This is a genomic window from Streptococcus sp. DD13 (assembly GCF_001578875.1).
GTDB lineage: Bacteria > Bacillota > Bacilli > Lactobacillales > Streptococcaceae > Streptococcus.
This window is the reverse complement of the sequence record NZ_KQ969506.1, coordinates 14,215-40,165: the sequence shown is the minus strand read 5'-3', so window position 1 is coordinate 40,165 and position 25,951 is coordinate 14,215. Positions and strand designations below refer to the sequence as shown.

The following is a 25,951-nucleotide window of genomic DNA, read 5'->3' as shown; positions in this document are numbered from 1 at the left end:
CCCTCCACTCGATAGGCAAAACTTTCTGGAGAGCGTTTAAAAGGATGGTCATACGAATCCTGAAAAGTTTGGTCGATAAAGGTTGCCAATCGTTGCCCTTGAGCAGTTCTAAAAGAAACAGGAACAAAGCAAGTATGCGCAATCTCTTTTAGGAGATTGCCGTAACTTTCTCGGACTTGACCGACAAATTCACCAACCACATGGCGGACGCGAAAAGCCGTGTATTCTTCATTAAAATCTGTATCGACCACCTTGCCACATACTGTGCCATGCGGATCAACCTTGACCTCTGCTGTAAAATTTCCATCCAGCAAATTCGTTTGATAAACAAAGTCATCCCCTTGTTTGATAAAACCAAAGGCCAATAAGCGTTCAAACGAGGGCTGTCGTTGATGAAAATATCTTGCTTCAAAAAAGGCTGTCTGAGACGCTTCCATGAGCTATTCTCCGGCTTCCAAGCGATGAACCAATCGTGATAACCCCATCGAGTTAGAGCCTTTTAGAAGGATCTGATCCTGTGGAGCCACGATCTCCTGAACCTGTTTAACCATATATTCATATTGGTCTTCTTGGGCATTTTTCTGAAAGTAGTACACCCGACCTATCGGATACATCTGACTGGCTAATTGGGCTAACGGAGCAATATCTTCACCGTAAAACACTAGGAAATCGATGCGATCCGGTGACAAGGAAAGGATCAGCTCCGTATGGAGACGGACAGAATCTGGTCCCAGCTCCTTCATATCTGCTAGCACGGCGATTTTTTTCCCACCTGCATTGGACGGAAGAGAAGAAAAGGTTTCTAAGATCAATTGCATAGCCGTCGGATTGGCATTATAGACGTCAGACAAAATGTCTGCCCCATTGGCAGCTTTTTTCCATTCGGTTCGATTTCGTGTTAATTCTAAGCGGGCAAAACCAGTTTGGATAGCCTCTTCTGTCACCCCACACTCCTTGGCCACGTATGCTGCAACCATGGCGTTGCTCGCATTGTATTTACCGTTCACAGCCAGACGGATGGGCTCCTTCAAGAAATTGACCTGAAAATCGAGGAGCCCTTTTTCTTCCACCAAGGAGGTCACAGCAATTTCTTGTCCCTCGCCAAATCGAACCACCCTCTGATTTTGGGGAAGATAGGGATCTACGATGGAATCCCCGGGTAGAAGGACTAAACAATCTTCAGCCATGCCATCCACAATCTGCATTTTCCCTTCAGCAATCTTCTCTCGGCTACCAAAGAATTCTAAATGAGCCTCACCAATCATGGTCACAACCGCAATATCTGGATGTGCTATTTCTGACAATAGATGAATGTCTCCGAGATGGTCTTGTCCCATTTCCAGTACAAGTTTTTCCGTATCATCTGGCATCTGTAAAATAGTATAGGGCAAACCAATCTCATTGTTGTAATTCCCTTGTGTCTTATAGGTTTTATAGGTCGTAGCCAACAAGGAAGCAATCATGTCTTTGGTGGTTGTTTTCCCGTTCGATCCGGTCACTGCAATCACCTGGGTCTTGCTTTTTTTCAATGCATCACTAGCGATCTGTTGAAAGGCAAGCAGGACATCCTCCACTAATAAATGTGGAGTTCCTTCTAAAGACCGTTCTGACAAGGTCAATCTCGCTCCCTGGGCAAGAGCCTGCTCGATAAAATCATGGCCGTCCCGTTCTCCTTTTAAAGGGACAAACAAGTCCCCCTCTTTCACTTTTCGACTGTCAAACTCCACTCCTGTTACCAACTCATCTGCATAGGCACTCCAGTCATTCTTTGCCCCTACGATCTTTGCCAACTCTGATAGTGTTACTTTCATCCTGTGTTCCATCCTATCCTATCCGATTCAGTCATATCCTGTCGGATGTGTTTCCTTCTTATTATACCACAAGTGGTCCACCCCCTATGTCTCCCCCCTTATAGAAAAGAGGAGGAGACGAAGAAGACCTTCCCATCAAAAAAACTCAGGGTAATGAATAAACCCTAAGTTCAGTACTGATTTTCCTATCCCTCTTCTTGGATAATATAAATCGGACGTTTTTTCGTCTCTAAAAAGATTTTCGCAATGTATTTCCCAAGGATCCCAATCGTAAAAAGTTGAATCCCCCCGATAAAGAGAATCAAACAAACCAAACTAGCCCAACCTGTCACAGGATCATCAAATAAAAGTTTTCGGAAGACGACCAATAAAATCCCCAAAATGGACATTAAAAAGGAAATAAGCCCACTATAGGTAGCAATATTGAGCAAGGCTTCTGAGAAGTTAATAAATCCTTCCAAGGAATAGCGCAGAAGAGACCAGAAATTCCAGGACGTTTCACCCGCCACCCGCTCTCGGTTGTCAAAGCTAATATAGGTTACCCGAAAACCAACCCATGAAAATAGCCCCTTTGAAAATCGATTGACCTCCTCAAGACGAAGGACACTATCTACTACCTGTCGGGTCATCAATCGAAAATCTCGCGCACCATCCACCATCTCCGTATCTGAAACGTAATTGATCAACTTATAAAACATCCGGGAAAAGAAGGAGCGAATCACCGGTTCCCCTTCTCGATCAGCGCGTCGGGTTCCAACCACATCAAAGCCTTCCTCCGTGATTTTCTCAACCATTTGAGGCAACAATTCAGGAGGATCTTGAAGATCGACATCCATAACTGTCACCAGATCGCCTCTAGCATGTTCCAGACCAGCTAACAAAGCAGCTTCCTTCCCAAAATTTCTAGAAAAGGAATAATAATGGACATTTTGATATTTTTGGCTGATGTCCCGTAAGATTGCCAAGGTTCCATCGCTAGAGCCATCATTCACAAAGATATACTCAAACTCAAGATGTTTCAAGGGACCCAACTCGACCTTTTCAACAGCTTCTAAAAAAGGATAAATCGTCTCTTCTTCATTATAACAAGGCACTACGATACTTAATTTCACGTTCGTCACTCCCTTCCTACTTACAACAAATGCTTCTCCCTACTTTGGAAAGTTTCCTGCGCTAAGCTCACCAATCGATCGATCAACTCACCATACGGTAAGCCCATATGCTCCCACAAGACAGGGTACATCGACCATTGCGTAAAGCCTGGCATGGTATTTAGCTCATTCAGAAAAATCTGACCATCTTGTGTCATGAAAAAATCACACCGAGATAGACCTGTTCCACCAATGGAACGAAAAGCTTGCTCAGCGAATCGCCGCATTTTTTCAGCTACTTGATCAGGAATCTTAGCTGGAATATCCATGGTAATCCGGTTGTCAATATATTTTGCCTGGTAATCATAAAACGCTACGTCTTTAATAACTTCACCAGGCACCGTTGTTTGAACCGTTTGGTTCCCTAAGACAGCCACTTCGATTTCACGTGCATCCACACCTTGCTCAATCAAAATCCGGCTATCGTATTGCAAAGCAAGATCGACCGCTTGTTCTAAGTCTGCTTCATTTTCTGCCTTTGAAATACCGACTGACGAGCCCATGTTGGAGGGTTTCACAAAAACAGGGAAACTTAGTTTCTCTTTTACAGAAGAGAGAAGTTGTTTGCGATCTTCCCCATCCACGTAGGCAACATAAGGGACTTGAGGAATCCCAACTGTTGCAAGGATACGCTTGGTACTAATCTTGTCCATGGCAACACTTGACGCAAGGACACGAGTTCCGACATAGGGTAGCCCTAAGGTTTCCAAGAAACCTTGCACGCTCCCGTCTTCCCCCATCGGACCATGAAGAACAGGAAAGACAGTTCCGCCATTCCTTGCGATATCACTCGCTGCGACAGGTCTTCCCCCATCTAAGCGATCATTGGTCAAAAGGAAGTCTCTCCCTTCAGGCTTTTGATCAAACGAAGCCCCTTCTACAAACTGCCCTTTTTGCGTGATAAAGTAGGTGTTGACCTGGTAACGATCATAATCGACCGCCCGTACCACACTTTCAGCGGACAATACAGATACTTCGCGCTCAGCGGACCGACCGCCATATAACACTATCAAGATTTCTTTTGTCATCTGCTCTTCTCTCTTTTCCTTCTCTTCTAAATACCATTGATTATACTAGAGTTCTGTTCGATTTTCAATGGCCCTTAGCAGGGTCACTTCATCGGCATACTCAATATCAGAACCAACCGACAACCCTCTCGCTAAACGGGTGACCTTAATTCCAGCCGGTTTCAGGACCCGGGAAATATACATAGACGTAGCTTCTCCGTCTGCTGTCGCATTCGTTGCTACGATCACTTCCGTAACGTCATTTTCCATCAGCCGACTCAACAGGGACTTCAAATTAATATCATCTGGACCAACCCCATTCATGGGTGAAATTAGCCCATGTAGGACATGGTAGCGACCATGATACTCTTGGATATGTTCCATAGCAGAGACATCGCGGCTATTCTCAACAACTAAAATCGTTGACGGATCTCGCGTCTCATCCTGACAAATACGACAGATTTCTTGATCGGTTAAATTCCCACAGACGGTACAATAGGACAATTCCCGCTTGGCTGCTAGCAAATTTTTAGCAAAATCATTCACGACCTCATCATCCATCCCGATCGTATAAAAAGCGAGCCGTGTCGCTGTTTTAATCCCGATTCCGGGTAATTTGGAAAAAGACTCGATTAGTTTTGCAATAGGAGTTGGATAAAACATAATTCTCCTTTTTCTACTGATAAAGTTGATGGTACAGGTTGACGATATCTTTCACAATCGCCTTACTGGTCACAGAATTGAGATCAGTCAAGTTAGGAAGGACGACTGACACAGCAATTTCTGGTTTGTTACTTGGGGCATAGGCTACGATGTTGGTATTAATGGCTTGTTCTGTCTGACCAGATGAATTGGTCACAAAGGTTTCAGCTGTTCCTGTTTTGGCACTGATAGACAAGGAGGCCCCATTCATTTCTGTCCCAGTTGTAAAACCTGACGTTCCATGCACTACCTCATAAAATCCTTCCTGGATCAAGCCCATATCACTTGCGGAAAGGTCAACCTGATTCAGTTCCTTTCCTGTTATTCCACGGATTTCCTTTCCGAGACCTCCATCCTCTGCATTGTCATAGATGCCCGCTACCAGATGAGGGGCAATCCGCTTCCCACCATTGGCCACTGTTGCAGCATATTGGGCCATTTGCAAAGGGGTATAATTATCAAATTGGCCAAAAGACTCCGTGATATAGTTCCAGGATGTGTAGTTGGTAGGGAGATAGCCCGTAGACTCAGAAGGCAGATCAATCCCTGTCGACACGCCCAAGCCATACTGACCATAAGCTGTCCGTAACTTGGTCATCCCAGCTTGAATGACACTTTGGTCACTCGGGAGATAGATCCCGGCTTGATATTCCTGACCAATTAATTTCAAGGCAATCTGAACCATATAGGTATTGGAAGAATACTCCAAAGCTTGCACGGCCGTTAGATTTTGTTGTCCATAATTGGTAAACCAAGAATTGATCACACTACTTCCTGCTAACTGAATCGGTTGATCGGTCAAGACCTGATTCCCTGAGATGACTTGGTTTTGCCAACCCGCAGTTAAAGTGGCCCCTTTGACAATGGACCCAGGCACGAAAACGTTGGTGATATTTCCAAGCGCATTTTCCTTGATATCCTTAGCTCCAGCATCATGTTGATAGCCCGCCATTGCTAAAATAGAACCATCATTTGGACGCATCACAACAGCATAAACACCATCTGAATAGGTCGCACTTCCGCTATTCAACTCGGTCTGGAAATGACGTTTCAAGATTGCTGAAACCCCGTCCTGAAATTTTAGATCTAGGGTCAGTTTGAGATTGTTTCCTTTACTTCCTTCTTGAAGGGTCTCGATACTTTCCACATTCCCAGACTTGTCAAGCTGGACTTCTTTGACCTGGTGAGTTCCTTGTAAATCGTCCTCATATTGCTTCTCTAGATAGGCCGTCCCAACTCGGTCATTGAGTGAATAGCCCTTTGCTAGGTAAGATGCCGCATCCGCTTCCGGCAAGCCAGCTTGACTGGTCGTCACCGTTCCAATGAGAGAGGATAAGGAGGTATCCAAGACCACTCGGTCCCAATCACTGCCAGTGGAGATTCCAGGTAACTCATTTTCATTGGCCGCAATCTTTGCAATTTGTTCAGCCGTTAGAGCCTCTGTTTGTAGATTTACCGTTTCAAAATAAGAGGCTGCGTTCATTTCTGAAAAAAGCTGAATCGCCTTTTCTTCCTCTTTCGAATAGTTGAGCTGGTCTTCTTTTAAACTAGCAACGGCATTGCCATATAAGACAGACTCTTCTAAGCGATTTCCTGCTTGATCCAGCCGCTGGTCTCGTGGCAAGGCCTCTATCACTTTCGAATATACCTGAGGATCTGCTAAATAATAGTCCGCCTTTTGACGTTGGGTCACCGTGGGATTGTTCACTTGAACATAGCTTAATAGCTTTTGGGCCACAGTCCGCATGGCCAGAGCCGTTGCCTTGTTCGAACGTGTGTAGGTCACCACCTGACGGACCTTATTTTCTACAAGGGCCTTTCCACTAGCATCATAAATTCCTCCGCGGACAGAACTTCTGCTAATTTTTTTCTGACTAGCTGTCGCAAGCCGATCCTGATAGAACGATTGATTGACAATCTGCATATGAATCAACCGCCCAATCAATATTACAAAAAGCAATAAAACAAAGGCAAATAAAACATTTATCCGGCGGGGAATGACGTTTTTATTTGCCTTTTTTTTCACTATTTCTTTTCTGGCCACACAGCTACCTCTTTCTGAAAATTCTTTTCTATTATACCATATCCCAGAAGAATCTTCAGAGTTCAATCCCCAAATCCAGCAAGCTTCTTTTGCTCGCCTAAATCAGGGTTAGAGGGGTTGCCGAGTCTGGCGACGTATCAAGCACTTCTAGGGCACTGGAGGTAGTCAAGTCCGCTCGTTCAAGTTGATGGACCATCGTCATATGAGCCAATTCCTTGATATTATTTTCCTTCGATAGGTGACCGAGGTAGATTTTTTCGTTTGATGACCTAGACAACGGATCATGGCTTCCGCTCCGTCTTCATTGCTCAAATGGCCCTTATCTGACAAGATTCGTTGTTTCAAGTTCCAAGCATAGGATCCTGCACGTAAAATCTCGATATCATGATTGGACTCAATCAAGTAGGCATCGGCATGCTCAATCATACCTGCCAGTCGATCACTCACATAGCCCGTATCCGTTAACATAACGAAACTTTTCCCATCTTTCATGAAGCGGTAAAATTGGGGATCAGCAGCATCATGACTCACCCCAAAGGACTCTACATCCAAATCTCCAAAAGTTAAGACACGTCCCCTTTCAAAAATATGTTTTTGCTCCACTGGGATAACTCCCAGTTTTTTTTCCATAGCCTGCCAGGTTTTTTCATTGGCATAAATATCTAGTTGATGTTTACGTGCCAAAACTCCGACCCCATGGATATGATCCACATGCTCATGGGTTACTAAAATCGCATCCAAATCCTCGGGTTTTCGATCGATTTCTGCTAACAAGCTGGTAATTTTTTTCCCAGATAGGCCCGCGTCAACCAATATTTTTTTCTGATTGGATTCCAAATAGAAGCTATTGCCACTGGAGCCCGATGCCAAAATACTGTATTTAAATCCTGTTTCACTCATCTTTTTCTACTTCATCCGCCTCCTCATCCCATTCTGTCGTCACTCCAAGCTCCCGTGAATAAGGTAAGACAATCGTAAATGTCGAACCATGTCCATACTCACTCTTAGCCCAAATAAAGCCTTGGTGTTGTTTAACGATTTCTTTTGCAATCGCAAGCCCCAGACCAGTCCCTCCTTGCGCACGTGAGCGCGCCTTATCCACTCGATAAAAACGATCAAAGATTTTCGGTAAGTCCGACTTAGGAATGCCCAGACCTTCATCTGTAATCGAAAGAATCAACTGATTCGTCGTGGTCTTCATGCTAAACGTGATCTTTCCTCCATCTGGAGAATATTTAATGGCATTGTTGAGGATATTGTCCAAGACTTGTGTCATTTTATCCGTATCGATCTCCACCCACACAGGTGTCACTGCATAATCCCTGATAATCACATACTCTTTTTTTCGATCCGGGTCACTGTTTTTCATCTGGTCAAATCGGTTTAAGATAAAAGTTACAAAAGCTGTAAAATTAATCAATTCTGGTTCCAGATGCTGCAGTTGATTGTCGATACGCGACAGGCTCAACAAATCCGTGATCATTCGCATCATACGGTTGGTCTCATCCAACGAAACCTTGACAAAGCTTGGAGCAACCGGTTCAGACAAGGCACCTTCATCTAATGATTCCAAGTAAGACTTGACAGAAGTTAGAGGGGTTCTCAGCTCATGACTGACATTGGAAACAAACAGTCTCCGTTCCCGTTCTTCCTTTTCTTGCTCCGTCGTATCATGCAAGACAACAACGACCCCAGATATCATCCCAGTTTCTCCTCGAATGGTCGCAAAATTTGCACGCAAGGTCAGGAATTCCCCATTTTCACCCACATGATCCAAATTCAATTCTGGCGTTTGGATCAACAAATCTCTAAAACTATAGTCTTCTATTTCTAGAATCGTGAGTAGATCGGCCTGTTCCGCTTCTTCCTTGCTCAAACCTAATTGCTTTTGCGCCATATCGTTGATCATGATAATCCGACCCCAACGGTCTGTCGCTACGACGCCATCACTCAGATAAGAAAGAATGGAGGAAAGCCTGGTTTTTTCTTGACTCAAACTATCCTGAGTTAAGCGAATGCCTTCAGACAGTTCATTTAGAAGATTGGCCATCTCTGTAATTTCAGGATTCCCTCTTAGATCCAGGACATCACTGTAATCTCCAGCAATCAGCGCTTTTACTTTCCCGTTCAGCGCCTTGATATGTATGTCATCTCGTCGACCTTCTAAAATCAGAAAAGCAATGACCAAGACAAAGCCAATGACAATGACAATGAACCAAAATTCGACTTGAGTGACCAAAAATTTAATTTGATTAATCATTTCCTTTTATATAATACCCTGCTCCCCGTCGAGTCAGAATATATTCCGGACGACTAGGTGTGTCCTCGATTTTTTCCCGAAGTCTACGAACCGTGACATCCACCGTCCGTACGTCTCCAAAATAATCATAGCCCCAAACGGTCTCCAATAAGTGTTCCCGAGTCATAACTTGCCCGACATGATTCGCAAGATGATGCAGTAACTCAAATTCTCGATGTGTCAGCTCCAGCTCTTCCCCATGCTTTTTCGCTAGGTAGGCACTTGGAATGATCGTTAAGTCCCCAATCACAATATCTGGAACACCATTGTCATCTACTTCTGTCGTATTTTCTACAAATTCTGCCCGACGAAGCATCGCTTTTACCCGAGCCAATAATTCCCGATTGGAAAACGGTTTTGTCACATAATCATCGGCACCAAGTTCCAAGCCAATCACCTTGTCTAACTCACTATCCTTAGCTGATAGGATAATGATCGGGACATTACTGGTCTTACGAATAGTACGAGCAACTTCAAGACCATCTATCTCTGGCAACATCAAATCTAAAATCACAATATCTGGTTGTTCTGCTTCAAACTGTTCCAGTGCTTCACGCCCGTCAAAGGCGGTCACGACCTCATATCCTTCGCGAGTCATGTTAAATTTGATGATATCCGAAATCGGACGCTCATCATCGACAACAAGTATTTTTTTCATAGTTTTTCACTTCCTTTTGATACTTTAGTATACCAAATCTTTCACTTTTTTTCACGGATGAACGTCTTTTACAGGGGGCATGTTAGATTTTCTGACATCTGTTTTATTAAATTGTCAGAATTCTTTTGACAAATCGCCCCTCATCTGCTAAACTAGTATTATCTTATATAGAACGGGAGAGATTTATGCCTCTAGTAGAATTTAAAAACGTCAACAAGTATTATGGAGATTATCACGCTCTACGCGACATTAACTTATCCTTTGAGCCAGGTCAAGTAGTGGTCCTTCTCGGACCTTCTGGTTCTGGGAAATCAACCTTAATCCGAACCATCAATGGCTTAGAATCGATTGATGAAGGAAGCTTGGTAGTCCATGGACACGATATCAGTAAAGCCAGCCAACGGGACCTTGTTCCTTTGCGAAAGGAAGTCGGCATGGTATTTCAGCACTTTAACCTCTATCCCCACAAGACCGTCGTGGAAAACGTAACCCTTGCTCCTACCAAGGTTTTGGGCATCAGCCAAAAAGAAGCTGAAGAAACAGCTCAAAAATATCTGGAGTTTGTTAACATGTGGGACCGGAAGGATTCTTACCCAGCTATGCTTTCTGGTGGACAAAAACAACGGATTGCGATCGCCCGTGGATTAGCGATGCACCCTGAATTGTTACTATTTGATGAGCCTACATCAGCACTCGACCCTGAAACAATCGGGGATGTCCTGGCTGTTATGCAAAAATTAGCTCAGGATGGGATGAATATGATTGTCGTCACACACGAAATGGGCTTTGCTCGCGAAGTGGCAGACCGGATTATCTTTATGGCTGAAGGTGAGGTATTGGTGGATACCACAGATGTAAATGACTTCTTTGATAACCCAACTGAACCACGAGCTAAGCAATTCCTAAGCAAGATTATCAACCATGAATCAGACAAGGTTGTCCTGTAGGAGGTCCATATGAAATCCAAAAAAACCATTTTGGGCTGGATTGTGGCCATCCTCTTTCTAGCTATCTTTGTCTTTCCTTTGTTCATTCCCAAAACCAGCTCGAAAGCAACGAATGGTGGGGATAGTTCCGATCCTGTCCAAGCAATTAAAAACCGGGGTATTCTCCGCGTAGGGATCAAGCAAGATGTGCCAAACTTTGGCTACCTCAATCCGGATACCAATGCGTATGAAGGGATGGAAATTGATATCGCACGAAAAATTGCAGATGAGCTTGGTGTCGATATCGAATTTACCCCTGTAACCCCTCAAACACGGGGTGCTGTCTTAGACAATGACCAAGTCGACATTGTCATTGCAACCTTTACGATTAATGAGGAACGAAAAAAACTCTACAATTTTTCAACACCTTATTATACTGATGCGGTCGGATTCCTCGTGAATAACGACAGTGGCATCACATCCATCAAAGACCTTAATGGCAAAAACATCGGGGTTGCGCAAGGGTCCACGACGCGTACCCAAATTCAAGCCTTAGCCAAAGAGAACAATATCAGTGTCTACTTTACAGAGCTAGGTTCTTACCCTGAGTTGGCAGTTGCCTTACGGGCTCACCGCATTGATGCCTTTTCTGTCGACCAATCCATCCTATCTGGTTATACCTCTTCCACTGCTCATATCCTAGACTTTAACTTTGCCACATCAGAGTATGGTATTGTCACTAAAAAATCCAATACAGCCCTGAATGAGTATGTCAGCAACTTGATTAGTCAATGGAAAACAGATGGAACCTTGCAAAAGATTTATGCCAAATACAATCTGACGCCTGTCGAAAGTACGCAGCAATAGAAAGGAAAATCGATGTTAGCAACTGTAACCAATCCCTATTCATGGGAAAATTGGGTGAGTTATTTTAATGCGCTACCGACCTTCTTTGGTGGGATCGTCTATACCATCGCCATTTCGATTGGATCTCTCATCCTTGCTCTTATCTTGGGAATCATCTTCGGTTCTTTTTCATCAGGGAAAAACAAATTTTTGCGCTTTATCTCGCGCGCTTACGTTGAAATTTATCAAAACACTCCCCTTTTAGTCCAATTCATGATTATCTACTATGGACTTCCTCTGATTACGCATTATGTCATCAGTCCATCTATCTTCTTTACAGCCGTCTTTTCGGTAGGACTGTATCATGGGGCTTATATTTCAGAAGTCATTCGTTCAGGAATCGAATCCATCCCGAGCGGTCAAACTGAGGCGGCGCTTTCACAAGGTTTTACGGCTTCTGAAACGATGCGAATCATCATCCTGCCACAAGCAATTCCCGCCATTTTGCCACCCCTGATCAACCAATTGGTCAGTCTGATCAAAAACACGGCGACTGTTGCGATTATTTCCGGTATGGACCTGATGTTTGTCACCAAATCTTGGGCAGCCCTCAACCAAAATTATATCCCGGCCTTTGCTGGTGCTGCCTTTTTCTACTTCATCATGTGTTTCCCAGTCGCACGACTTGGACGCCGGATTGAAGAGCACAACAAAACACGCTATTCAGCTTAGAAGGAGGTTGACGTATGCAAAGTATTTTAGAAATCTTAAAGCCGTCTACCTTTCGAATTTTGGCCAACGGTCTCTACCTGACCATCCAAATTTCGACTGTTTCGGTGATTCTCTCTATCTTTTTCGGCATGATTTTAGCTGTAATGCGCAATAGCCACAATCGTCTTTTACGATGGATCGCAGCTATTTATGTTGAATTCGTCCGAAACGTTCCGAACCTCCTGTGGATCTTTGTTGTATTTTTGGTTTTCCAAATGAAATCCACTGAAGCAGGGATCACCTCTTTCACTCTCTTCACAACAGCAGCAATGGCAGAAATCATTCGTGGAGGGCTCAATGCCATTGATCACGGTCAGATGGAAGGCGGACTTTCTCAAGGTTTTACCCGTTTTCAAGTCATGCGCTATATCATTATCCCGCAAGCGATGCGCAAGATGATGCCGGCCGTCATTTCACAAATCGTTACCGTGATTAAAGATACCAGCTTCCTCTACTCTGTCATCGCCCTTCAAGAACTCTTTGGCTCGGCACAAATTTTGATGGGTAGATATCACGAAGCCAGTCAAGTCTTCGTTCTCTACCTGATCATCACAGCCATTTATTTCGTGATCAACTTCTCCATTTCCCAGTTTTCACGCTATCTTGCAAAATCGTGGGCAGATAGTGTCGAATAACGACTCTAGAGTCGTCAAAAACAACCAACCGTCAATCCCTTGTCCGGGTCACCTGTTTTTAGGTGAACTAGGAGGGGATAAACGATTGGTTGTTTTTTTATTTTCTATCAGATGGATGACCATCCGACAAATTGTCCAGAAACAAGGTCAGGACTCTTTCGAGCCCTGACTTTCTTACTCAGAAGCTTCTTCTGAAGGAGCCGATTTTCGTGATTTATTGGCAATATCTGCAAGGATCAATTCGACAAAGGCATCCACTGAAAGGGTTTCAGTTTGTTTTTGTCCATAACGGCGGACGTTAACTGCCCCCTCTTCCATCTCCTTATCCCCTACAATCAGCTGATAAGGGATCTTACTGGTTTGGGAAGCTCGAATCTTGTATTGCATTTTTTCGTTACGCTCATCGACATCAGCTCGAACACCACGGTCACGAAGTTTCTTCGCTACTTCCCAAGCGTAATCTGTGTGAGCTTCGTTTGAAATCGGAATAACCGTTACTTGATGTGGAGCTAACCAAGTTGGAAAGGCACCCTTGTAGTTTTCAATCAAGATGGCCGTAAAACGTTCCATGGTGGAGATTACGCCACGGTGAATCATGACTGGACGGTGTTCCTCGCCATCTGCTCCGATGTATTTTAGGTCAAACCGCTCTGGTAAGAGAAAGTCCAACTGAATCGTCGACAAGGTCTCCTCATTCCCAAGAGCTGTCTTCACTTGGATATCCAGTTTTGGTCCGTAGAAGGCCGCTTCTCCTTCTGCCTCAAAATAGTGTACCCCCATCTCATCCAGAGCTGCACGAAGCATACTTTCGGCATTGTTCCACATTTGGTCATCGTCGAAGTATTTATGCGTGTCTTGAGGATCGCGAAGAGACAGACGGAAGCGATAATCCGTGAGGTCAAAATCTTCGTAAACATCGATAATCAACTGAAGAGCCCGTTGAAATTCTTCTTGGATTTGTTCTGGAGTAACGAAAAGGTGGCCATCGTTGAGGGACATTTCCCGCACCCGTTGGAGACCAGTGAGAGCCCCAGATTTTTCGTAGCGGTGCATCATCCCGATTTCAGCGATTCGGATTGGCAATTCACGGTAAGAATGGACATGATGTTTAAAGACTTGGATATGGTGTGGACAGTTCATTGGTCGAAGAACAAATTCTTCCCCGTCTCCCATGTCCATAGTTGGGAACATGTCTTCTTGGTAATGATCCCAGTGACCAGAAGTCTTGTAAAGCTCCACAGAAGCAAGTGGCGGAGTATAGACATGTTGATAGCCAGAAGCCAATTCCTTATCGACAATGTAACGCTCTAGCTCCCGACGCACTGTCGCACCGTTTGGCAACCAGAACGGCAGCCCTTGCCCAACTTCCTGAGAAATCATAAAGAGATCCAGTTCTTTTCCCAATTTACGGTGATCCCGCTCTTTCGCTTCTTCCCGCATTTGCAGGTAGTTCTTCAAGTCTTTCTTGTCAAACCAAGCGGTCCCATAGACCCGTTGCATCATCGCATTGTCACTATTTCCACGCCAGTAGGCACCTGCTACGTTTAAGAGGTGGAAGATTTGGATACGACCTGTTGACGGCACATGTGGGCCACGGCAAAGGTCCACGTATTCACCTTGGCGATAGATGGTCAAGCCCCCCTCATCTTCCGAGTGTTCTTCGATCAATTCCAACTTATAAGGATCATTTTTGAAAATTTCGCGTGCCTCGTCTTTAGTGACCTCTTCACGGATGGATGGGAAGTTTTCCTTGACGATTTTCTTCATTTCTTCTTCGATACGTGGCAGGTCTTCATTTGAGATTTGACCAGCTTCATTGTCTGTATCATAGTAAAAGCCATCTTGAATAGCTGGACCGACACCGAGATGAATGTCTGGAAAAAGACGCTTAGCCGCTTGAGCAAAGAGGTGAGCAGCGGAGTGGCGCAAGATTGGAAGAGCATCTTCGTGATCAGGGGTCACGATTTCGATGCTTCCGTCCTCGGTGATCGCACGAGTCGTGTCGATGAGTTTGCCATTAAATTTACCAGCAAGGGCTTTTTTAGCCAGGGAATTGCTGATGGATTGGGCAATTTCAAAAGTAGTAACGCCAGATTCGAATTCACGAACAGCGCCATCTGGGAAAGTAATCTTAATCATGGTTTTCTCCTTAAATATTTATTCTATTTTTGTTGGACAATTTTAAGAGCCGAGCAACTTCTTCCGCAGTCTGATTTTCTGGTTGACTACCATCTGTTACGAGACTAGAATAGCCTAATTTCATCGCTTCCTTACGAACCATTTGAGCAAAAAGAATATCTCGTTGCATCCAGTTTTCAAAAGCTTGCTCAGGGTTGGTTGTACCCTCTAAGACATAAGGAACCCATTCTCTCTGTCTATAATGCTTTTTTTGAAAATCAGCTGTCGGAGTCAAGCATAGATAGGATGATGTTTGACATTCAAGCTCCTTTACCAAGTGAGGCAAAAGTCCTGCTCCCTCCACCAAGAGAGGTCTGTTTTGATTTTTTATCAAGTAAGATTTTACATATGGAAAAATCTCTTCATAAAAGCGCCATTCTTCATCTGCCATCTCTTCTGGATTTCTATCCTGCCTAAGAAGGCAAATTGGCTGTGAGTCTGCACTTGCTTGACTCACCATCTCGTCTACTAAATTATCCAATTTGATATGAAGTAGTTGATACTGTCTAGCAAGAAGTGAGGCAATTGTTGACTTTCCACTACAAGGCGATCCGCCAATCATATAAAGCATCATTCTTCCTCCTTCTGACAAAATAAAAACGACATCCTCGAAAGGACGTCGTAACGTGGTTCCACCTTCATTTATGTTCCTCAAAAAAGAGGGACACCTCTGATTGGCTCTAACGTAGCCACCGTTTTATGTTTTCATAAAAATCTAACGAGTAGTCCCAAACCTATCCTCTACGTGATTTCCAGCCTCACACGCTCTCTATGAGATTTCCTAGGTTTGATATGTCTCTATTGCAGATTATAGCATGATTCACAAAAAAATGCAAAATACTTTTCCAAGCCGACTAGTCTTCGGTCCTACCAATTGTCCTATCTTAGGAAAAATGACAACCTACGGCTTTTACTCGTCCGAATCCCTCAAATGCCGAATGGAATGAATCAAATGAGAGAGCAAATAGCCCAGTAGGCTAACACCTACTAAGACCACGCTAGTCACGATTGCTAAAACCTGATTAAAAACAACTGAAGTCCCCGCCAAGAGGCCATCCAAGCTGGACGAATCAGTCGAGGGAACCAACAGAAAGGAAGTAGCGACCCAAAACAAAGACAAAACGAGTACCAAAACGCTGTACCAGATACTCCGTCCGTAGGAGAGGTTGGCGCCCAAGGTCAGCAAAAACAAATAGCCGACGTAGACAATACTCGCCTGGGTTACCCATTTTTCCCCAAAAATAGCCGTAATCCCAAACCAAAGCACGAGAGGAACTACTAGCCAGAGAGCAAAAAAGAGGAGGCGTTTCCATTTCCAATTCAAATCAAGATCTCCTTCTTTCTAATCCAGTAAGTTTCGAATGGAACGAATAGTCCGTTTAGAAGCACGGACAAAGCGTTTGGATTGACGGCTAGAGCCGACTGCAATGGTCCGCGGTAGACGACTCGCTCGTTTTACGATTGAAAGAGGCCGTCTTTCATGCCCTTGTTGGTAAGAGCGGATGGATTCCGCTTGGGAAGTCGAGACTTTCTTTAAGTGATTTTTTCGAAAGTCATAGGCAATTTTAATATCCAAATAGTATTGATAGACGGTTTTCCCAAAATTTTCTGCTGATATTTCATACAATTTAGCATTGTGCTGTTCCAGCGTCATCGCAGGAGTATCCGCAATAGCTTCTAAAATCACGCGAGGCATATCCTCTTCTTGGTAAAAGAGGCGACCAAAGGCCGGATCATTGACGACCACTTCCAGATAAGGATTCCCATGGGCGAGGACAGGAGTCCCAGATGCTAGACTCTCTATATAAGTCAGGCCTTGGGTCTCACTCGTCGAAGCAGAAATAAAGAAATCTGCCGCCTTATAATAGAGCGCTGTATCAGATGGTGCAATCATCCCTGTCATCAGCACATGATTCTCAATTCCTAGCTTTTTGATCAATTTTTGTAGATCGCTTTCATAAGGTCCACCACCTGCGATGACTAACTTGATCTTCTGGTTTTGCTCTAGGACTTGAGGCAGAGCCTTTATAACAGCCTGAATATTTTTTTCATATGAGATTCGAGAAAGACTAAGGAGCATGGTCTCATCTTCTTGAATTCCTAAGCGGTGACGCAAGTCCAGTAGGTCTGTCTCTTGAATTTCGGGTCGTTCAAATTTTGCCAGATCAATTCCAGTCGGGATTACTCGCAAGTCGGATTTGACCTTGTAGGATTTGAGGAGATTCGCAACGATTTGGCTAGGACAAATAATCCCATTCACATCTGAACTAAATCTGCGAATGTAGTACTTCACCATGCTAGGACGAATGATCATCCCCCGAGCAATATAGCGGACATAGTCCTCATACTGGGTATGGTAGGTATGAACAACGGGAATCCCTAAAGTATGGCCAATCTCTAAACCAAGAAAACCAAGGGAGAATTCTGTCTGCGTATGAATGATCTCCAGCTGATAACGTTTGGCGATTTCAATCGCATCTGAAAAACCAGCGTAGGCAATCCGACGCTCCTTAAAGGCAAAAAAAGGAATAGATGGCAAGCGAATGATCGTCCAATCATCAAACCCTTCTACATCCTTGTCTGTCGTCGTAAAGATAAAAACGGTGTGGCCAAGTTTTTCCAATTCAGTTTTTAGCGTACGGATAGACGTTGCAACACCGGACACTTGTGGAAAGTAGGTATCTGTAAACAAACCAATTCTCATAATTCCCCCTAACCCAAACGGGCTTGTTCTGCATAAAAATCTAACCAAATTTGCAAGAGACGTTCTTCTGAGTATTCTTGTGATATCTCGTTAGAGTGCTGTCTGAGGTCTTCTAACTTTTCGGGATGTGCCTTCAGCTCATCTAAACCACTCTTCATCCCATCCAAATCCTGAGCTGGATAATACTTGCCCTCTAAAATAACCTTATAAAGATCTAGGTCTCGAAGCATGATTGGCGCTCCACAGCTAGCAGCCTCCAAGATGGTCATTGGAAAGAGCTCGTTGTAACTTGGCAACAAAAATAAATCTGTCGCTGCGTATAGCCGGCGCATCTGATCAGGCGAGACAATCCCAGGGAAACGGACATTGCTCGGTGGATTCTCCATCAGTGCCTTATACTTTTCATAACCGTCCGTCATCCCACCAAAGGAGAATCCGCCAGCCCAAACAAAGGTCACATCCGGACGTTGCTCCGCCAAGGCGATGAAATCATCAATTCCCTTTCGTTTTTGCACCTGACCGGCTCCTAGGACCATAAAATCCCCCTCAGACAAACCTAGTTCCGTCCGAATCGCAACTCGTTCTGCCTGCTCCAAAGGATACCATTTTTCCTTGTTCACAAAGTTTGGGATATAACTCACCTTTTCTCGAGGAATCCCTGCTGCCACAAGATCTTCAATAAAGCTTGGATTGACAACCACTAGATGATCCATCCGATTATAAAAACGAATGACATACCACCCTACGATTTTCCGAACGAGCCAGGGTAGCTTGAGACTCCCATCTAAGGTCTCAGGTAAAAAATGGACATAGCCAACCCTGCGTCCCACTTTTTTCTTTCGAAATGTAGATAGAAAATACTGGGGATCAATCGTATGGTAATGGGTCACATCAGCCCGGACGGACTGGTTTTCTGTCACGACAAGGGCATCTCCAGCATCCCGATGCAAGAGCCGCATCAACTCACGGTAGGCACCCGAAACCCCTTGACCTGCAACCTTCTCACTTGAACTTTTCATATTGATTCGTAGTTTTTTGTTTTCCATGCCTTTATTATATCATTTTCATCCCTCATCTGCCCTACATTTCAGATAGAAAAGGAGCAAAAAAAGGATCTAAGAAAAAACTTAAATCCTTCTGTACCTGAATCCAGGTTACTAAAGTTTATTTTGTAGACTGTGCTTGGTTGATGCCATGGTTTAGAATGACCTCACGTGTGTCGAGTTCTTCTTTATGCATGATTTTTGTGAGCATCCTCATGGCAATCGCCCCGATATCATAAATCGGTTGCTGAATCGATGTCAGGTTAGGGTTGGTAAACTTGGTCACCAAGGAACCATTACTTGTAACCAGTTCAAAATCCTCTGGAACCTTGACACCCTGAGCAACTAGACCATTTAACAGACCTGCTGCGATCTCATCCTCTGCTACATAAGCTGCGGTAACACCTGCACGCAAGACGCGCTCTGCCAAAGCAAATCCCTCATCGTACTTGTATTTGGACTCAAATACCAGACCTTCGTTAAAGGAAAGGCCCTTCTCTTTTAGTCCTTCTTTAAATCCAGACAGACGAACCACACCGTTAATATCATCCACTAAAGGCCCTGATACGAAGGCAATTTTTTGATTATTCTTCGACAAGAGTCCGACAGCATCTTTCGTTGCTTGTCCGTAATCAATATTGACACTAGGAATCTGATGTTCCAAGTCCACCGTCCCTGCCAGTACGATAGGCGTTCTCGTCCGTGAAAACTCTGCCCGCAACTTATCTGTCAGATGGTATCCCATAAAGATAATGCCATCCACCTGCTTTGAGAACAAGGTATGAACAACGGAAATTTCCTTGTCATCATTCTCATCACTATTGGCCAACACAATATTGTAATTGTACATATCTGCAATATCGTCAATCCCTTTTGCCAAGGTAGCATAGTAGGCATTCGCGATATTTGGAATTACAACACCGACAGTTGTTGTTTTTTTACTAGCTAGTCCGCGCGCAACCGCATTTGGACGATAATCCAGGCGTTCGATCACCTCAAGGACTTTTTTGCGAGTATTTTCTTTCACATTTTTATTGCCATTGACGACGCGACTGACCGTTGCCATGGACACACCTGCCTCACGCGCAACATCATAAATAGTCACGGTATCATCAGTATTCATCATAATCATCTACACCTCCTTTCAGACCTGAATGTTCATGATGAAAACGACATTTTCATCCTTAGATAGTATACCATTATTTGAAAACACTTTCAAGAGATTTTCCTCCTTTTTTAAAAAAGCTTGCAATTTTACTAGAAAGCTGTAAAATAAGGAAAGAAAGAAGGTATCTTATGTCTAAAATCCAACAAATTACCCACTATTTACAAGAAAATCAGATGGATCTAGCCATTTTTTCAGACCCTGTTTCCATCAATTACCTCTCTGGGTTTATGTGCGACCCGCATGAGCGTCAACTTTTCCTCTTTGTCCTCCCAAATGAAGAGCCCCTTCTCTTTACACCTTCTCTTGAAGTCAACCGTGCCAAAGAGTTTGTCGACTTCCCTGTTCAGGGCTACAAGGATACGGAAAACCCTTGGGAGATCATTGCTCAACTCCTTCCTCAGAAAAACTACCAGTCCGTTGGGATTGAGTACAATCAATTGATTGTTGCAAAGTTTGAAGGCCTAAAATCCGCCTTCCCTACTGCTACATTTCGTGACCTTAGCCCTGTCATCAATCGGATGAAACTCATCAAATCTCAAGACGAGATTGAAAAAATGATTGTCGCTGGAGAATGGGCTGACAAGGCTGTCCAAACTGGTTTTCAAGCAATCTCTCTTGAGAAGACAGAAAATGAAATCATCACTGAGATTGAGTTTGCCATGAAAAAGCAAGGCATTAAAAAAATGTCCTTTGACACCATGGTCTTGTCTGGTGACAATGCTGCTGACCCTCATGGGATTCCTGGCAATAAAAAAGTCGAAAACAATAGCCTCCTCCTATTTGACCTTGGGGTCGAAGCCCTAGGCTACACCTCAGATATGACTCGTACCGTAGCAGTTGGCAAGCCAGATCAATTTAAAATTGACATCTATAATCTCTGTCTGAAAGCCCACCTAGCTGCTATCGCCATGATTAAGCCTGGGGTCACCGCTCACGAAATTGACCGTGCAGCCCGTTCGGTGATCGAAGAAGCAGGATATGGAGAGTACTTCAACCATCGCTTGGGACACGGGCTCGGTATGGAGGTGCATGAGTTTCCATCTATTATGGAAGGAAATGACTTGATCATCGAAGAAGGGATGTGTTTCTCCGTTGAGCCGGGTATCTATATCCCTGGAAAAGTCGGTGTCCGGATCGAAGACTGCGGTTATGTGACCAAAGACGGTTTTGAAGTCTTTACACATACCCCAAAAGAACTACTTTATTTTGAAGGTTAGGCCTTTCGGAACTCACAACTTCCCTATCTCCCCCTTTCCTTTTCAGCCTTACTACTGGAGAAATCATGTATTTTAAACAACCTTTCCGACAGACTGTTATTGCTGTTTTATGTTACTTCGCCTGCGTCGGGATAGCCGTCGGAATCGACCTAGGACTCCTTGGTGTTCGCAATATGTACAATACCCCAGCCTTATCCGCCTTATTCGCTGGCTGGGTCTACATCAGACTGATTCAGAAAACCCAACGTTTTGGACCAATCTTAGCGCTTGGGGCTTTTATGTCCATCTTCTTTTTCACCTCTGGCCACTTTATCTTAGCAGCCCTACCGAATCTGCTTGCAGCTATTTTGGCTGAGCTGATCGCAGGATCTGCTCATTATAAAAGTTCTGGAAGAAACCTCCTATCCTACATGGTGTTTTCTCTCGGCAATCTAGCGCCTATAGTGACCATGTGGCTGGCTCCAAAAGCTTACACCGCGCAACTCCTTGCAAAAGGAAAAAGCCAGACATATATCGATCAAGTGATGGTTCCAGCAAGTGGACAACATCTGCTCGTCCTGTTCGGAGGAACACTCCTAGCAGCAGCTATCGGCTATCTCCTTGCCCATCGATGGCTACACCGATTCTCAGCAACACAGTAAACCATCTGTGCGACTTATTCTCACGAATGATTAGAAGAAGCAGTTTTTTTCCGAACACCGGATCACTGCTTCTTTTTCTTTTTCTTTTTAAACTATTTTTTATTTCTCCATTCCTGTCTTTCTGGCATCACTATGATACAATGGTCCTATGACACGACTAGGATTTATGAGTGACCTGCACATCGATAGCAATGCCTTTGAGGAATTTGAATACAAAACCTTGCTACAGGTCCTACAAGACAGAAAAATCGACCACCTCCATCTAGTAGGGGATATCTCAAATGATTTAAAGGGCACCTCCCTCCCTTTTATTGAAAAACTACGGCAGTACTTGCCTGTTTCCTTTTCACTTGGCAATCACGATATGCTAGGACTTTCAGAGAAGGATATTGCTGCATATGATTTTCAAATAGAGACCTTCGGCAAGACCCACCTAGTCAGTCTAGCTGGCTGGTACGACTATTCTTATGCCCCTCAGATGAGCCAAAAAGAGCATCTCGCAAAGAAAAAACTCTATTGGTTTGACCGCAAGTTGGATAGGACCCTACCTGATATCGAGCTCACCCAAACCATCCTAGGGGACTTGGACAGGGTCCTATCGGATTTAGATGGAACGATCATTGTGGCTCTCCACTTCGTTCCGCATGCTAGTTTTCTCCTCCAGCATCCTTATTTTCAGGCATTTAATGGCTTTTTGGGAAGTCAGGGCTTTCATGACGTCTTTAAAAAAATAAGGTCCGTCATGTCTTTTTCGGCCACTTACATCGCCGTTATGAGCCACGCACGATCGAAGGTGTGACCTATCAAGCGCGCCCCTTGGGTTACCGCAGGGAGTGGCAGATGGTGGAGGACTTCTACAATCGTCATCCTCATTTTTCCCACCACAATAGCTACCACCTGACCAAGCGGTACAAGGCCATTCGGTCTGAGTCTACCTTCCTCTATTTTCAAAAGGAGCAACTCTATACGGAATTCACCGATTCCCTGATGAGTTTGGACATCTAAAAAGGAGTTGCAAGCAACTCCTTTTTAGAATGAGAAAATCTCCTTTAATCGCGATATCTGGTAGGCTAGGTAATCTTCTAACGACTCCCGCACTCGATTAGAAATTCCGTTTGCTCCGGTTGTAACCATAGCGCTCCACGAATTCTTCACGGAATTCCAAAAGATTGTCATCCATGATGGCTTGACGAACCTGCTTCATGAGATGGATGAGGAAGTAGAGATTATGGTAGCTAGTCAGACGCAGACCAAAGGTTTCATCTGCCTTGATCAGGTGGCGGAGATACGCTCGGGTATAGTTTTGACAGGTGTAGCAATCACAATTGTGGTCCAGCGGAGTAAAATCTTCCGCAAACTGAGCGTTTTTCACTACTAACCGACCCTCACTAGTCATACAGGTCCCATTTCGAGCGATCCGAGTTGGCAGGACACAGTCAAACATATCCACTCCACGAATCACCCCATCAATGAGACTATCCGGTGCTCCAACTCCCATGAGATAGCGCGGTTTGTTCTCAGGCAGGAGAGGTGTGGTAAAGTCCAAAACAGCATTCATCTCTTCGTGGGTTTCCCCTACTGCCAAGCCCCCAATCGAATATCCTGGGAAATCCATGCTGACAAGATCATGTGCGGATTGACGGCGAAGGTCTTCAAATCCAGCCCCTTGCACAATTCCAAAGAGCCCTTGATCCTGCGGACGCGCGTGAGCTTTGAGTCCCCGTTCCGCCCACCGGCTAGTTCGCTCAATGGACTTTTTGACATAGTCATATGGCTGATAAAACTGGGGACACTCGTCAAAGGACATCATGATGTCACTTCCCAGATTATTCTGGATAGAGATGGCTTTTTCTGGAGAAAGGAACATCTTCGCACCATTGAGGTGGTTTTTAAAGGTAACGCCGTCCTCAGTAATGTTGCGATTTTCCGCTAGAGAATACACCTGGAAACCACCACTATCTGTCAGAATAGGCTGGTCCCAGTTCATGAACTTGTGAAGACCACCGGCACGCGCGATCAAGTCATCCCCTGGCCGCAACCAAAGGTGATATGTATTGGCCAAAATGATGCCCGAGCCCATTTCTTTCAATTCTTCTGGTGATTGGGTTTTGACTGTGGCCTGCGTCCCAACTGGCATAAACATGGGAGTCGGAAAGGTACCATGGGGGGTAATAATCTCTCCCAAACGAGCTCCTGTGTGCTTTTCTTTCTTAAGCAAACGGTATTTGATCGGTGACTCTGTCATTCTTACTCCTTTAATCTTTCTTGTTTTCTAAATCATATTTTCATGCCTTCTTAGTCTAACAAAAATGCCAGCTCCTGTCACCTAGTATGCTATAATAGGAAAAATAAAGGAGAATATCATGTCATCTATTCGCGAATTAAAAGAAAAAGCCAGGGAAAAAAACGCTCAGTATCCAAGAGTGATGCGTCTCACGACCCTACCCGTCGCCTTGGCCTTTGTGCTCAGCCTACTTAGCTCCGTATCCAACAACCGAACTTCCTGGTTAGAAGAACTTTCTACTGGTCACGTTCCAATAGGACAAACCCTTTCAGTCGTCCTTTTCCCCCTTAGTATCAGTATCCTGACAGGCTTCATCAACTGGTCCATTACCTATACTATTTTCAAGCAAGAAAGCTTCAAAGAAGAGGATCTCCAAGGGAAAGATGCCCTTCGTCTCTTCTGGCATCCCCGATTTAATAAGGTCTTTACCACCTATTTCCTCCGTGACATGCTCCTGATCCTCTATAGTCTTCCCCTCCTACTCGGGTTCGGACTCAATCTTAAGGCAACTGCGCTTACCTATGCGTACAGTGATGCCCTTGGAATGATTCCAGTCGACCAGATTCCTTTGGACACCCAGCATCTCATCCTCTTTCTCAATTTGGCTGGGTTGCTCTTCTTCCTCCTTGGATGCTTCCTCCTCATTTTTGCCATTTTAACCTATAGTCAAGTCGACTTCCTCCTCTTTGAGCATTTAGACGAAAAGGAACCTATCAAGAGTTGGAAATTACTTCAGGCCAGCCGACTCGTGATGAAAGGAAGACGCTGGTTCTACTTCAAGCTTGAATGGAGCTTCTTCCCCTGGATCCTCCTTCAAAGCCTCAGCTTTGGAATCGTCGGGATCTACCTCATCCCTTATCAGGAATGGACGCGCTACCTCTTTTATCAGATGATTCGAAAAGAGTCTGTACAGCCCTCCCCTAAACAGACGGAGAGCTAGAGCACGCCCTTTCAAACAAGGCTTTTGGGGCTCTATCATTTCTGTAGTGGGTCCATCCACCGTAGGAATGATGGAGTCTTTTTGACTGTAAAAAAGCACCAAAAAGAATAGCCCCAGCGAATGCTGGGGCTATTCTCGGAGATTATGAAAAAGAAAAGTTTGTTTGTCCTATTGCTAGGATAATAGTAGTATACGGCAACACTCTTAAATGAATCTTAAGGAACGAAAGAACGATTCTGAACCTTCAATTCTTCTTCGCCACCCAGCCGATAGCATCTACAGGAGGATTGTCCACATCAATCCAGATAAATTCAATCCCGATTTCACCGTTTGTAAACTTGGTCAGGCGAATCCCGCTGATTTCCTCAAAAATATACGCATCAAACTAAAAAGGCATAATCTTGTGCAATACAGGACTATGTCTTTTTAGTAAATTTGAGTCTAAATTTCGGGAACAGTAGAGTCTATAAAGAATTTTTATCATTAAATCGGATCGTTCTCGCCCAAAAATTTGATACAATGGATCTGGAGGAAACCTATGTCTAAAAAAATAATCAAAGTTGTTGCGGCTGCCATAGAACACAAGGGTAAATTCTTTTGTGCCCAAAGACCTGAAGGAAAAAGTCTAGGAGGCTATTGGGAATTCCCAGGCGGAAAACTAGAAGTTGGTGAATCACCAGAAGAGACTCTTCTCCGTGAGATTAAGGAAGAACTAAACTCTGAAATTGAAATTTTATCCTATCTGAACGAAGCCTCCTATGATTATGACTTCGGAACAGTTGTCATGAAGACCTACCATGCCAAACTCATTTCTGGAAATCTAGACTTACTTGAACACCAAAATTCAATCTGGTTAACCCCTAACGAACTAAAGACATTGAACTGGGCACCCGTTGATCGACCGGCTGTGGAATTATTAACAAAAA

Annotated in this window: 22 protein-coding genes and 3 pseudogenes; 9 read left to right on the top strand and 16 right to left on the bottom strand. The window is 44.2% G+C overall.

Annotated features, from left to right (window positions below; genetic code table 11):
• The 9 genes and pseudogenes from STRDD13_RS00205 to yycF all read right to left on the bottom strand — a co-directional run.
• Positions 1-437, bottom strand: a pseudogene (locus STRDD13_RS00205) (MmcQ/YjbR family DNA-binding protein); the annotation flags it as partial.
• Positions 438-440: 3 nt separating this feature from the next.
• Complete coding sequence (locus tag STRDD13_RS00200) at positions 441-1,811, bottom strand: UDP-N-acetylmuramoyl-tripeptide--D-alanyl-D-alanine ligase (protein ID WP_067100270.1); 1,371 nt, start codon at positions 1,809-1,811, stop codon at positions 441-443.
• A 185-nt stretch (positions 1,812-1,996) separates the two neighbouring features.
• Entirely contained in the window at positions 1,997-2,923 is a 927-nt protein-coding gene (locus tag STRDD13_RS00195; protein WP_067100261.1) for a glycosyltransferase family 2 protein, read from the bottom strand.
• 20 nt (positions 2,924-2,943) lie between these two features.
• Complete coding sequence (locus STRDD13_RS00190; protein WP_067100258.1) at positions 2,944-3,990, bottom strand: D-alanine--D-alanine ligase; 1,047 nt, start codon at positions 3,988-3,990, stop codon at positions 2,944-2,946.
• Positions 3,991-4,035: 45 nt separating this feature from the next.
• Positions 4,036-4,632: a recombination mediator RecR gene (gene recR, locus STRDD13_RS00185; protein ID WP_067100255.1), complete on the bottom strand. Its 597-nt coding sequence runs from the start codon at positions 4,630-4,632 to the stop codon at positions 4,036-4,038.
• Positions 4,633-4,645: 13 nt separating this feature from the next.
• Positions 4,646-6,697: a penicillin-binding protein PBP2B gene (pbp2b, locus tag STRDD13_RS00180; protein WP_443031063.1), complete on the bottom strand. Its 2,052-nt coding sequence runs from the start codon at positions 6,695-6,697 to the stop codon at positions 4,646-4,648.
• Between the two features lie 115 nt (positions 6,698-6,812).
• Positions 6,813-7,615: pseudogene (locus STRDD13_RS00175) on the bottom strand (MBL fold metallo-hydrolase).
• The gene (vicK, locus tag STRDD13_RS00170; protein ID WP_067100251.1) at positions 7,608-8,975 is read right to left on the bottom strand and encodes a cell wall metabolism sensor histidine kinase VicK; all 1,368 of its coding nucleotides are present in this window, start codon (positions 8,973-8,975) and stop codon (positions 7,608-7,610) included. The pseudogene STRDD13_RS00175 and the gene vicK overlap by 8 nt, the downstream one beginning before the upstream one ends.
• Positions 8,968-9,672 (bottom strand): response regulator YycF, encoded by a 705-nt coding sequence (gene yycF, locus STRDD13_RS00165; protein WP_067100249.1) that lies wholly within the window; start codon positions 9,670-9,672, stop codon positions 8,968-8,970. The genes vicK and yycF overlap by 8 nt, the downstream gene beginning before the upstream one ends.
• A 185-nt stretch (positions 9,673-9,857) precedes the next feature.
• Here yycF and STRDD13_RS00160 point away from each other — a divergent pair, with 185 nt between their 5' ends.
• The 4 genes from STRDD13_RS00160 to STRDD13_RS00145 are packed head-to-tail and all read left to right on the top strand — an operon-like array spanning position 9,858 to position 12,850.
• The gene (locus STRDD13_RS00160; protein WP_067100247.1) at positions 9,858-10,619 is read left to right on the top strand and encodes an amino acid ABC transporter ATP-binding protein; all 762 of its coding nucleotides are present in this window, start codon (positions 9,858-9,860) and stop codon (positions 10,617-10,619) included.
• 9 nt (positions 10,620-10,628) lie between these two features.
• A complete protein-coding gene (locus tag STRDD13_RS00155; RefSeq protein ID WP_067100244.1) occupies positions 10,629-11,465 on the top strand; it encodes a transporter substrate-binding domain-containing protein in 837 nt (278 codons plus the stop codon).
• 12 nt (positions 11,466-11,477) lie between these two features.
• Positions 11,478-12,176, top strand: a complete 699-nt coding sequence (locus STRDD13_RS00150; RefSeq protein WP_067100241.1) for an amino acid ABC transporter permease — start codon at positions 11,478-11,480, stop codon at positions 12,174-12,176.
• Between the two features lie 14 nt (positions 12,177-12,190).
• Positions 12,191-12,850: an amino acid ABC transporter permease gene (locus tag STRDD13_RS00145; RefSeq protein ID WP_067100226.1), complete on the top strand. Its 660-nt coding sequence runs from the start codon at positions 12,191-12,193 to the stop codon at positions 12,848-12,850.
• Between the two features lie 174 nt (positions 12,851-13,024).
• Here STRDD13_RS00145 and thrS read toward each other — a convergent pair whose 3' ends face one another.
• From thrS to ccpA, 6 genes are all read right to left on the bottom strand, one after another.
• Positions 13,025-14,989 (bottom strand): threonine--tRNA ligase, encoded by a 1,965-nt coding sequence (gene thrS, locus STRDD13_RS00140; RefSeq protein WP_067100223.1) that lies wholly within the window; start codon positions 14,987-14,989, stop codon positions 13,025-13,027.
• A gap of 10 nt (positions 14,990-14,999) precedes the next feature.
• Positions 15,000-15,602 (bottom strand): adenylate kinase family protein, encoded by a 603-nt coding sequence (locus STRDD13_RS00135; protein WP_082781146.1) that lies wholly within the window; start codon positions 15,600-15,602, stop codon positions 15,000-15,002.
• Between the two features lie 336 nt (positions 15,603-15,938).
• A complete protein-coding gene (locus STRDD13_RS00130; RefSeq protein ID WP_067100222.1) occupies positions 15,939-16,352 on the bottom strand; it encodes a hypothetical protein in 414 nt (137 codons plus the stop codon).
• Positions 16,353-16,370: 18 nt separating this feature from the next.
• A complete protein-coding gene (locus STRDD13_RS00125; RefSeq protein ID WP_067100220.1) occupies positions 16,371-17,732 on the bottom strand; it encodes a glycosyltransferase family 4 protein in 1,362 nt (453 codons plus the stop codon).
• An 8-nt stretch (positions 17,733-17,740) separates the two neighbouring features.
• Positions 17,741-18,778 carry a glycosyltransferase family 4 protein gene (locus STRDD13_RS00120; RefSeq protein WP_082781145.1) on the bottom strand — a complete coding sequence of 346 codons (1,038 nt, stop codon included), beginning with the start codon at positions 18,776-18,778 and terminating at the stop codon, positions 17,741-17,743.
• A gap of 118 nt (positions 18,779-18,896) precedes the next feature.
• Positions 18,897-19,898 (bottom strand): catabolite control protein A, encoded by a 1,002-nt coding sequence (gene ccpA / locus STRDD13_RS00115; RefSeq protein ID WP_067103103.1) that lies wholly within the window; start codon positions 19,896-19,898, stop codon positions 18,897-18,899.
• A 173-nt stretch (positions 19,899-20,071) separates the two neighbouring features.
• On the opposite strand from ccpA, the gene STRDD13_RS00110 reads away from it, so the two are divergent.
• The 3 genes and pseudogenes from STRDD13_RS00110 to STRDD13_RS00100 all read left to right on the top strand — a co-directional run bounded on the left by STRDD13_RS00110 (position 20,072) and on the right by STRDD13_RS00100 (position 22,806).
• The gene (locus tag STRDD13_RS00110) at positions 20,072-21,160 is read left to right on the top strand and encodes a M24 family metallopeptidase (protein ID WP_067100217.1); all 1,089 of its coding nucleotides are present in this window, start codon (positions 20,072-20,074) and stop codon (positions 21,158-21,160) included.
• Between the two features lie 65 nt (positions 21,161-21,225).
• Positions 21,226-21,801, top strand: coding sequence for an MptD family putative ECF transporter S component (locus tag STRDD13_RS00105; protein ID WP_067100215.1), 576 nt, complete (start codon positions 21,226-21,228; stop codon positions 21,799-21,801).
• A gap of 148 nt (positions 21,802-21,949) precedes the next feature.
• Positions 21,950-22,806, top strand: a pseudogene (locus tag STRDD13_RS00100) (metallophosphoesterase).
• Positions 22,807-22,903: 97 nt separating this feature from the next.
• On the opposite strand, the gene tgt reads toward STRDD13_RS00100, so the two are convergent.
• Entirely contained in the window at positions 22,904-24,046 is a 1,143-nt protein-coding gene (gene tgt / locus STRDD13_RS00095; protein WP_067100213.1) for a tRNA guanosine(34) transglycosylase Tgt, read from the bottom strand.
• Positions 24,047-24,164: 118 nt separating this feature from the next.
• On the opposite strand from tgt, the gene STRDD13_RS00090 reads away from it, so the two are divergent.
• Entirely contained in the window at positions 24,165-25,025 is an 861-nt protein-coding gene (locus tag STRDD13_RS00090; protein WP_067100212.1) for a DUF975 family protein, read from the top strand.
• Positions 25,026-25,563: 538 nt separating this feature from the next.
• Positions 25,564-25,951, top strand: a 388-nt coding sequence (locus tag STRDD13_RS00080; RefSeq protein ID WP_067100209.1) for a (deoxy)nucleoside triphosphate pyrophosphohydrolase, incomplete at its 3' end; no start/stop codon positions are given.

Bases quoted from the DNA above. Each gene is read 5' to 3' on its own strand.
- STRDD13_RS00200 (WP_067100270.1), bottom strand. From the start codon at position 1,811: ATGAAAGTAACACTATCAGAGTTGGCAAAGATCGTAGGGGCAAAGAAT.
- STRDD13_RS00190 (WP_067100258.1), bottom strand. From the start codon at position 3,990: ATGACAAAAGAAATCTTGATAGTGTTATATGGCGGTCGGTCCGCTGAG.
- recR (WP_067100255.1), bottom strand. From the start codon at position 4,632: ATGTTTTATCCAACTCCTATTGCAAAACTAATCGAGTCTTTTTCCAAA.
- vicK (WP_067100251.1), bottom strand. From the start codon at position 8,975: ATGATTAATCAAATTAAATTTTTGGTCACTCAAGTCGAATTTTGGTTC.
- yycF (WP_067100249.1), bottom strand. From the start codon at position 9,672: ATGAAAAAAATACTTGTTGTCGATGATGAGCGTCCGATTTCGGATATC.
- STRDD13_RS00160 (WP_067100247.1), top strand. From the start codon at position 9,858: ATGCCTCTAGTAGAATTTAAAAACGTCAACAAGTATTATGGAGATTAT.
- STRDD13_RS00155 (WP_067100244.1), top strand. From the start codon at position 10,629: ATGAAATCCAAAAAAACCATTTTGGGCTGGATTGTGGCCATCCTCTTT.
- STRDD13_RS00150 (WP_067100241.1), top strand. From the start codon at position 11,478: ATGTTAGCAACTGTAACCAATCCCTATTCATGGGAAAATTGGGTGAGT.
- STRDD13_RS00145 (WP_067100226.1), top strand. From the start codon at position 12,191: ATGCAAAGTATTTTAGAAATCTTAAAGCCGTCTACCTTTCGAATTTTG.
- thrS (WP_067100223.1), bottom strand. From the start codon at position 14,989: ATGATTAAGATTACTTTCCCAGATGGCGCTGTTCGTGAATTCGAATCT.
- STRDD13_RS00135 (WP_082781146.1), bottom strand. From the start codon at position 15,602: ATGATGCTTTATATGATTGGCGGATCGCCTTGTAGTGGAAAGTCAACA.
- STRDD13_RS00125 (WP_067100220.1), bottom strand. From the start codon at position 17,732: ATGAGAATTGGTTTGTTTACAGATACCTACTTTCCACAAGTGTCCGGT.
- STRDD13_RS00120 (WP_082781145.1), bottom strand. From the start codon at position 18,778: ATGGAAAACAAAAAACTACGAATCAATATGAAAAGTTCAAGTGAGAAG.
- ccpA (WP_067103103.1), bottom strand. From the start codon at position 19,898: ATGAATACTGATGATACCGTGACTATTTATGATGTTGCGCGTGAGGCA.
- STRDD13_RS00110 (WP_067100217.1), top strand. From the start codon at position 20,072: ATGTCTAAAATCCAACAAATTACCCACTATTTACAAGAAAATCAGATG.
- STRDD13_RS00105 (WP_067100215.1), top strand. From the start codon at position 21,226: ATGTATTTTAAACAACCTTTCCGACAGACTGTTATTGCTGTTTTATGT.
- tgt (WP_067100213.1), bottom strand. From the start codon at position 24,046: ATGACAGAGTCACCGATCAAATACCGTTTGCTTAAGAAAGAAAAGCAC.
- STRDD13_RS00090 (WP_067100212.1), top strand. From the start codon at position 24,165: ATGTCATCTATTCGCGAATTAAAAGAAAAAGCCAGGGAAAAAAACGCT.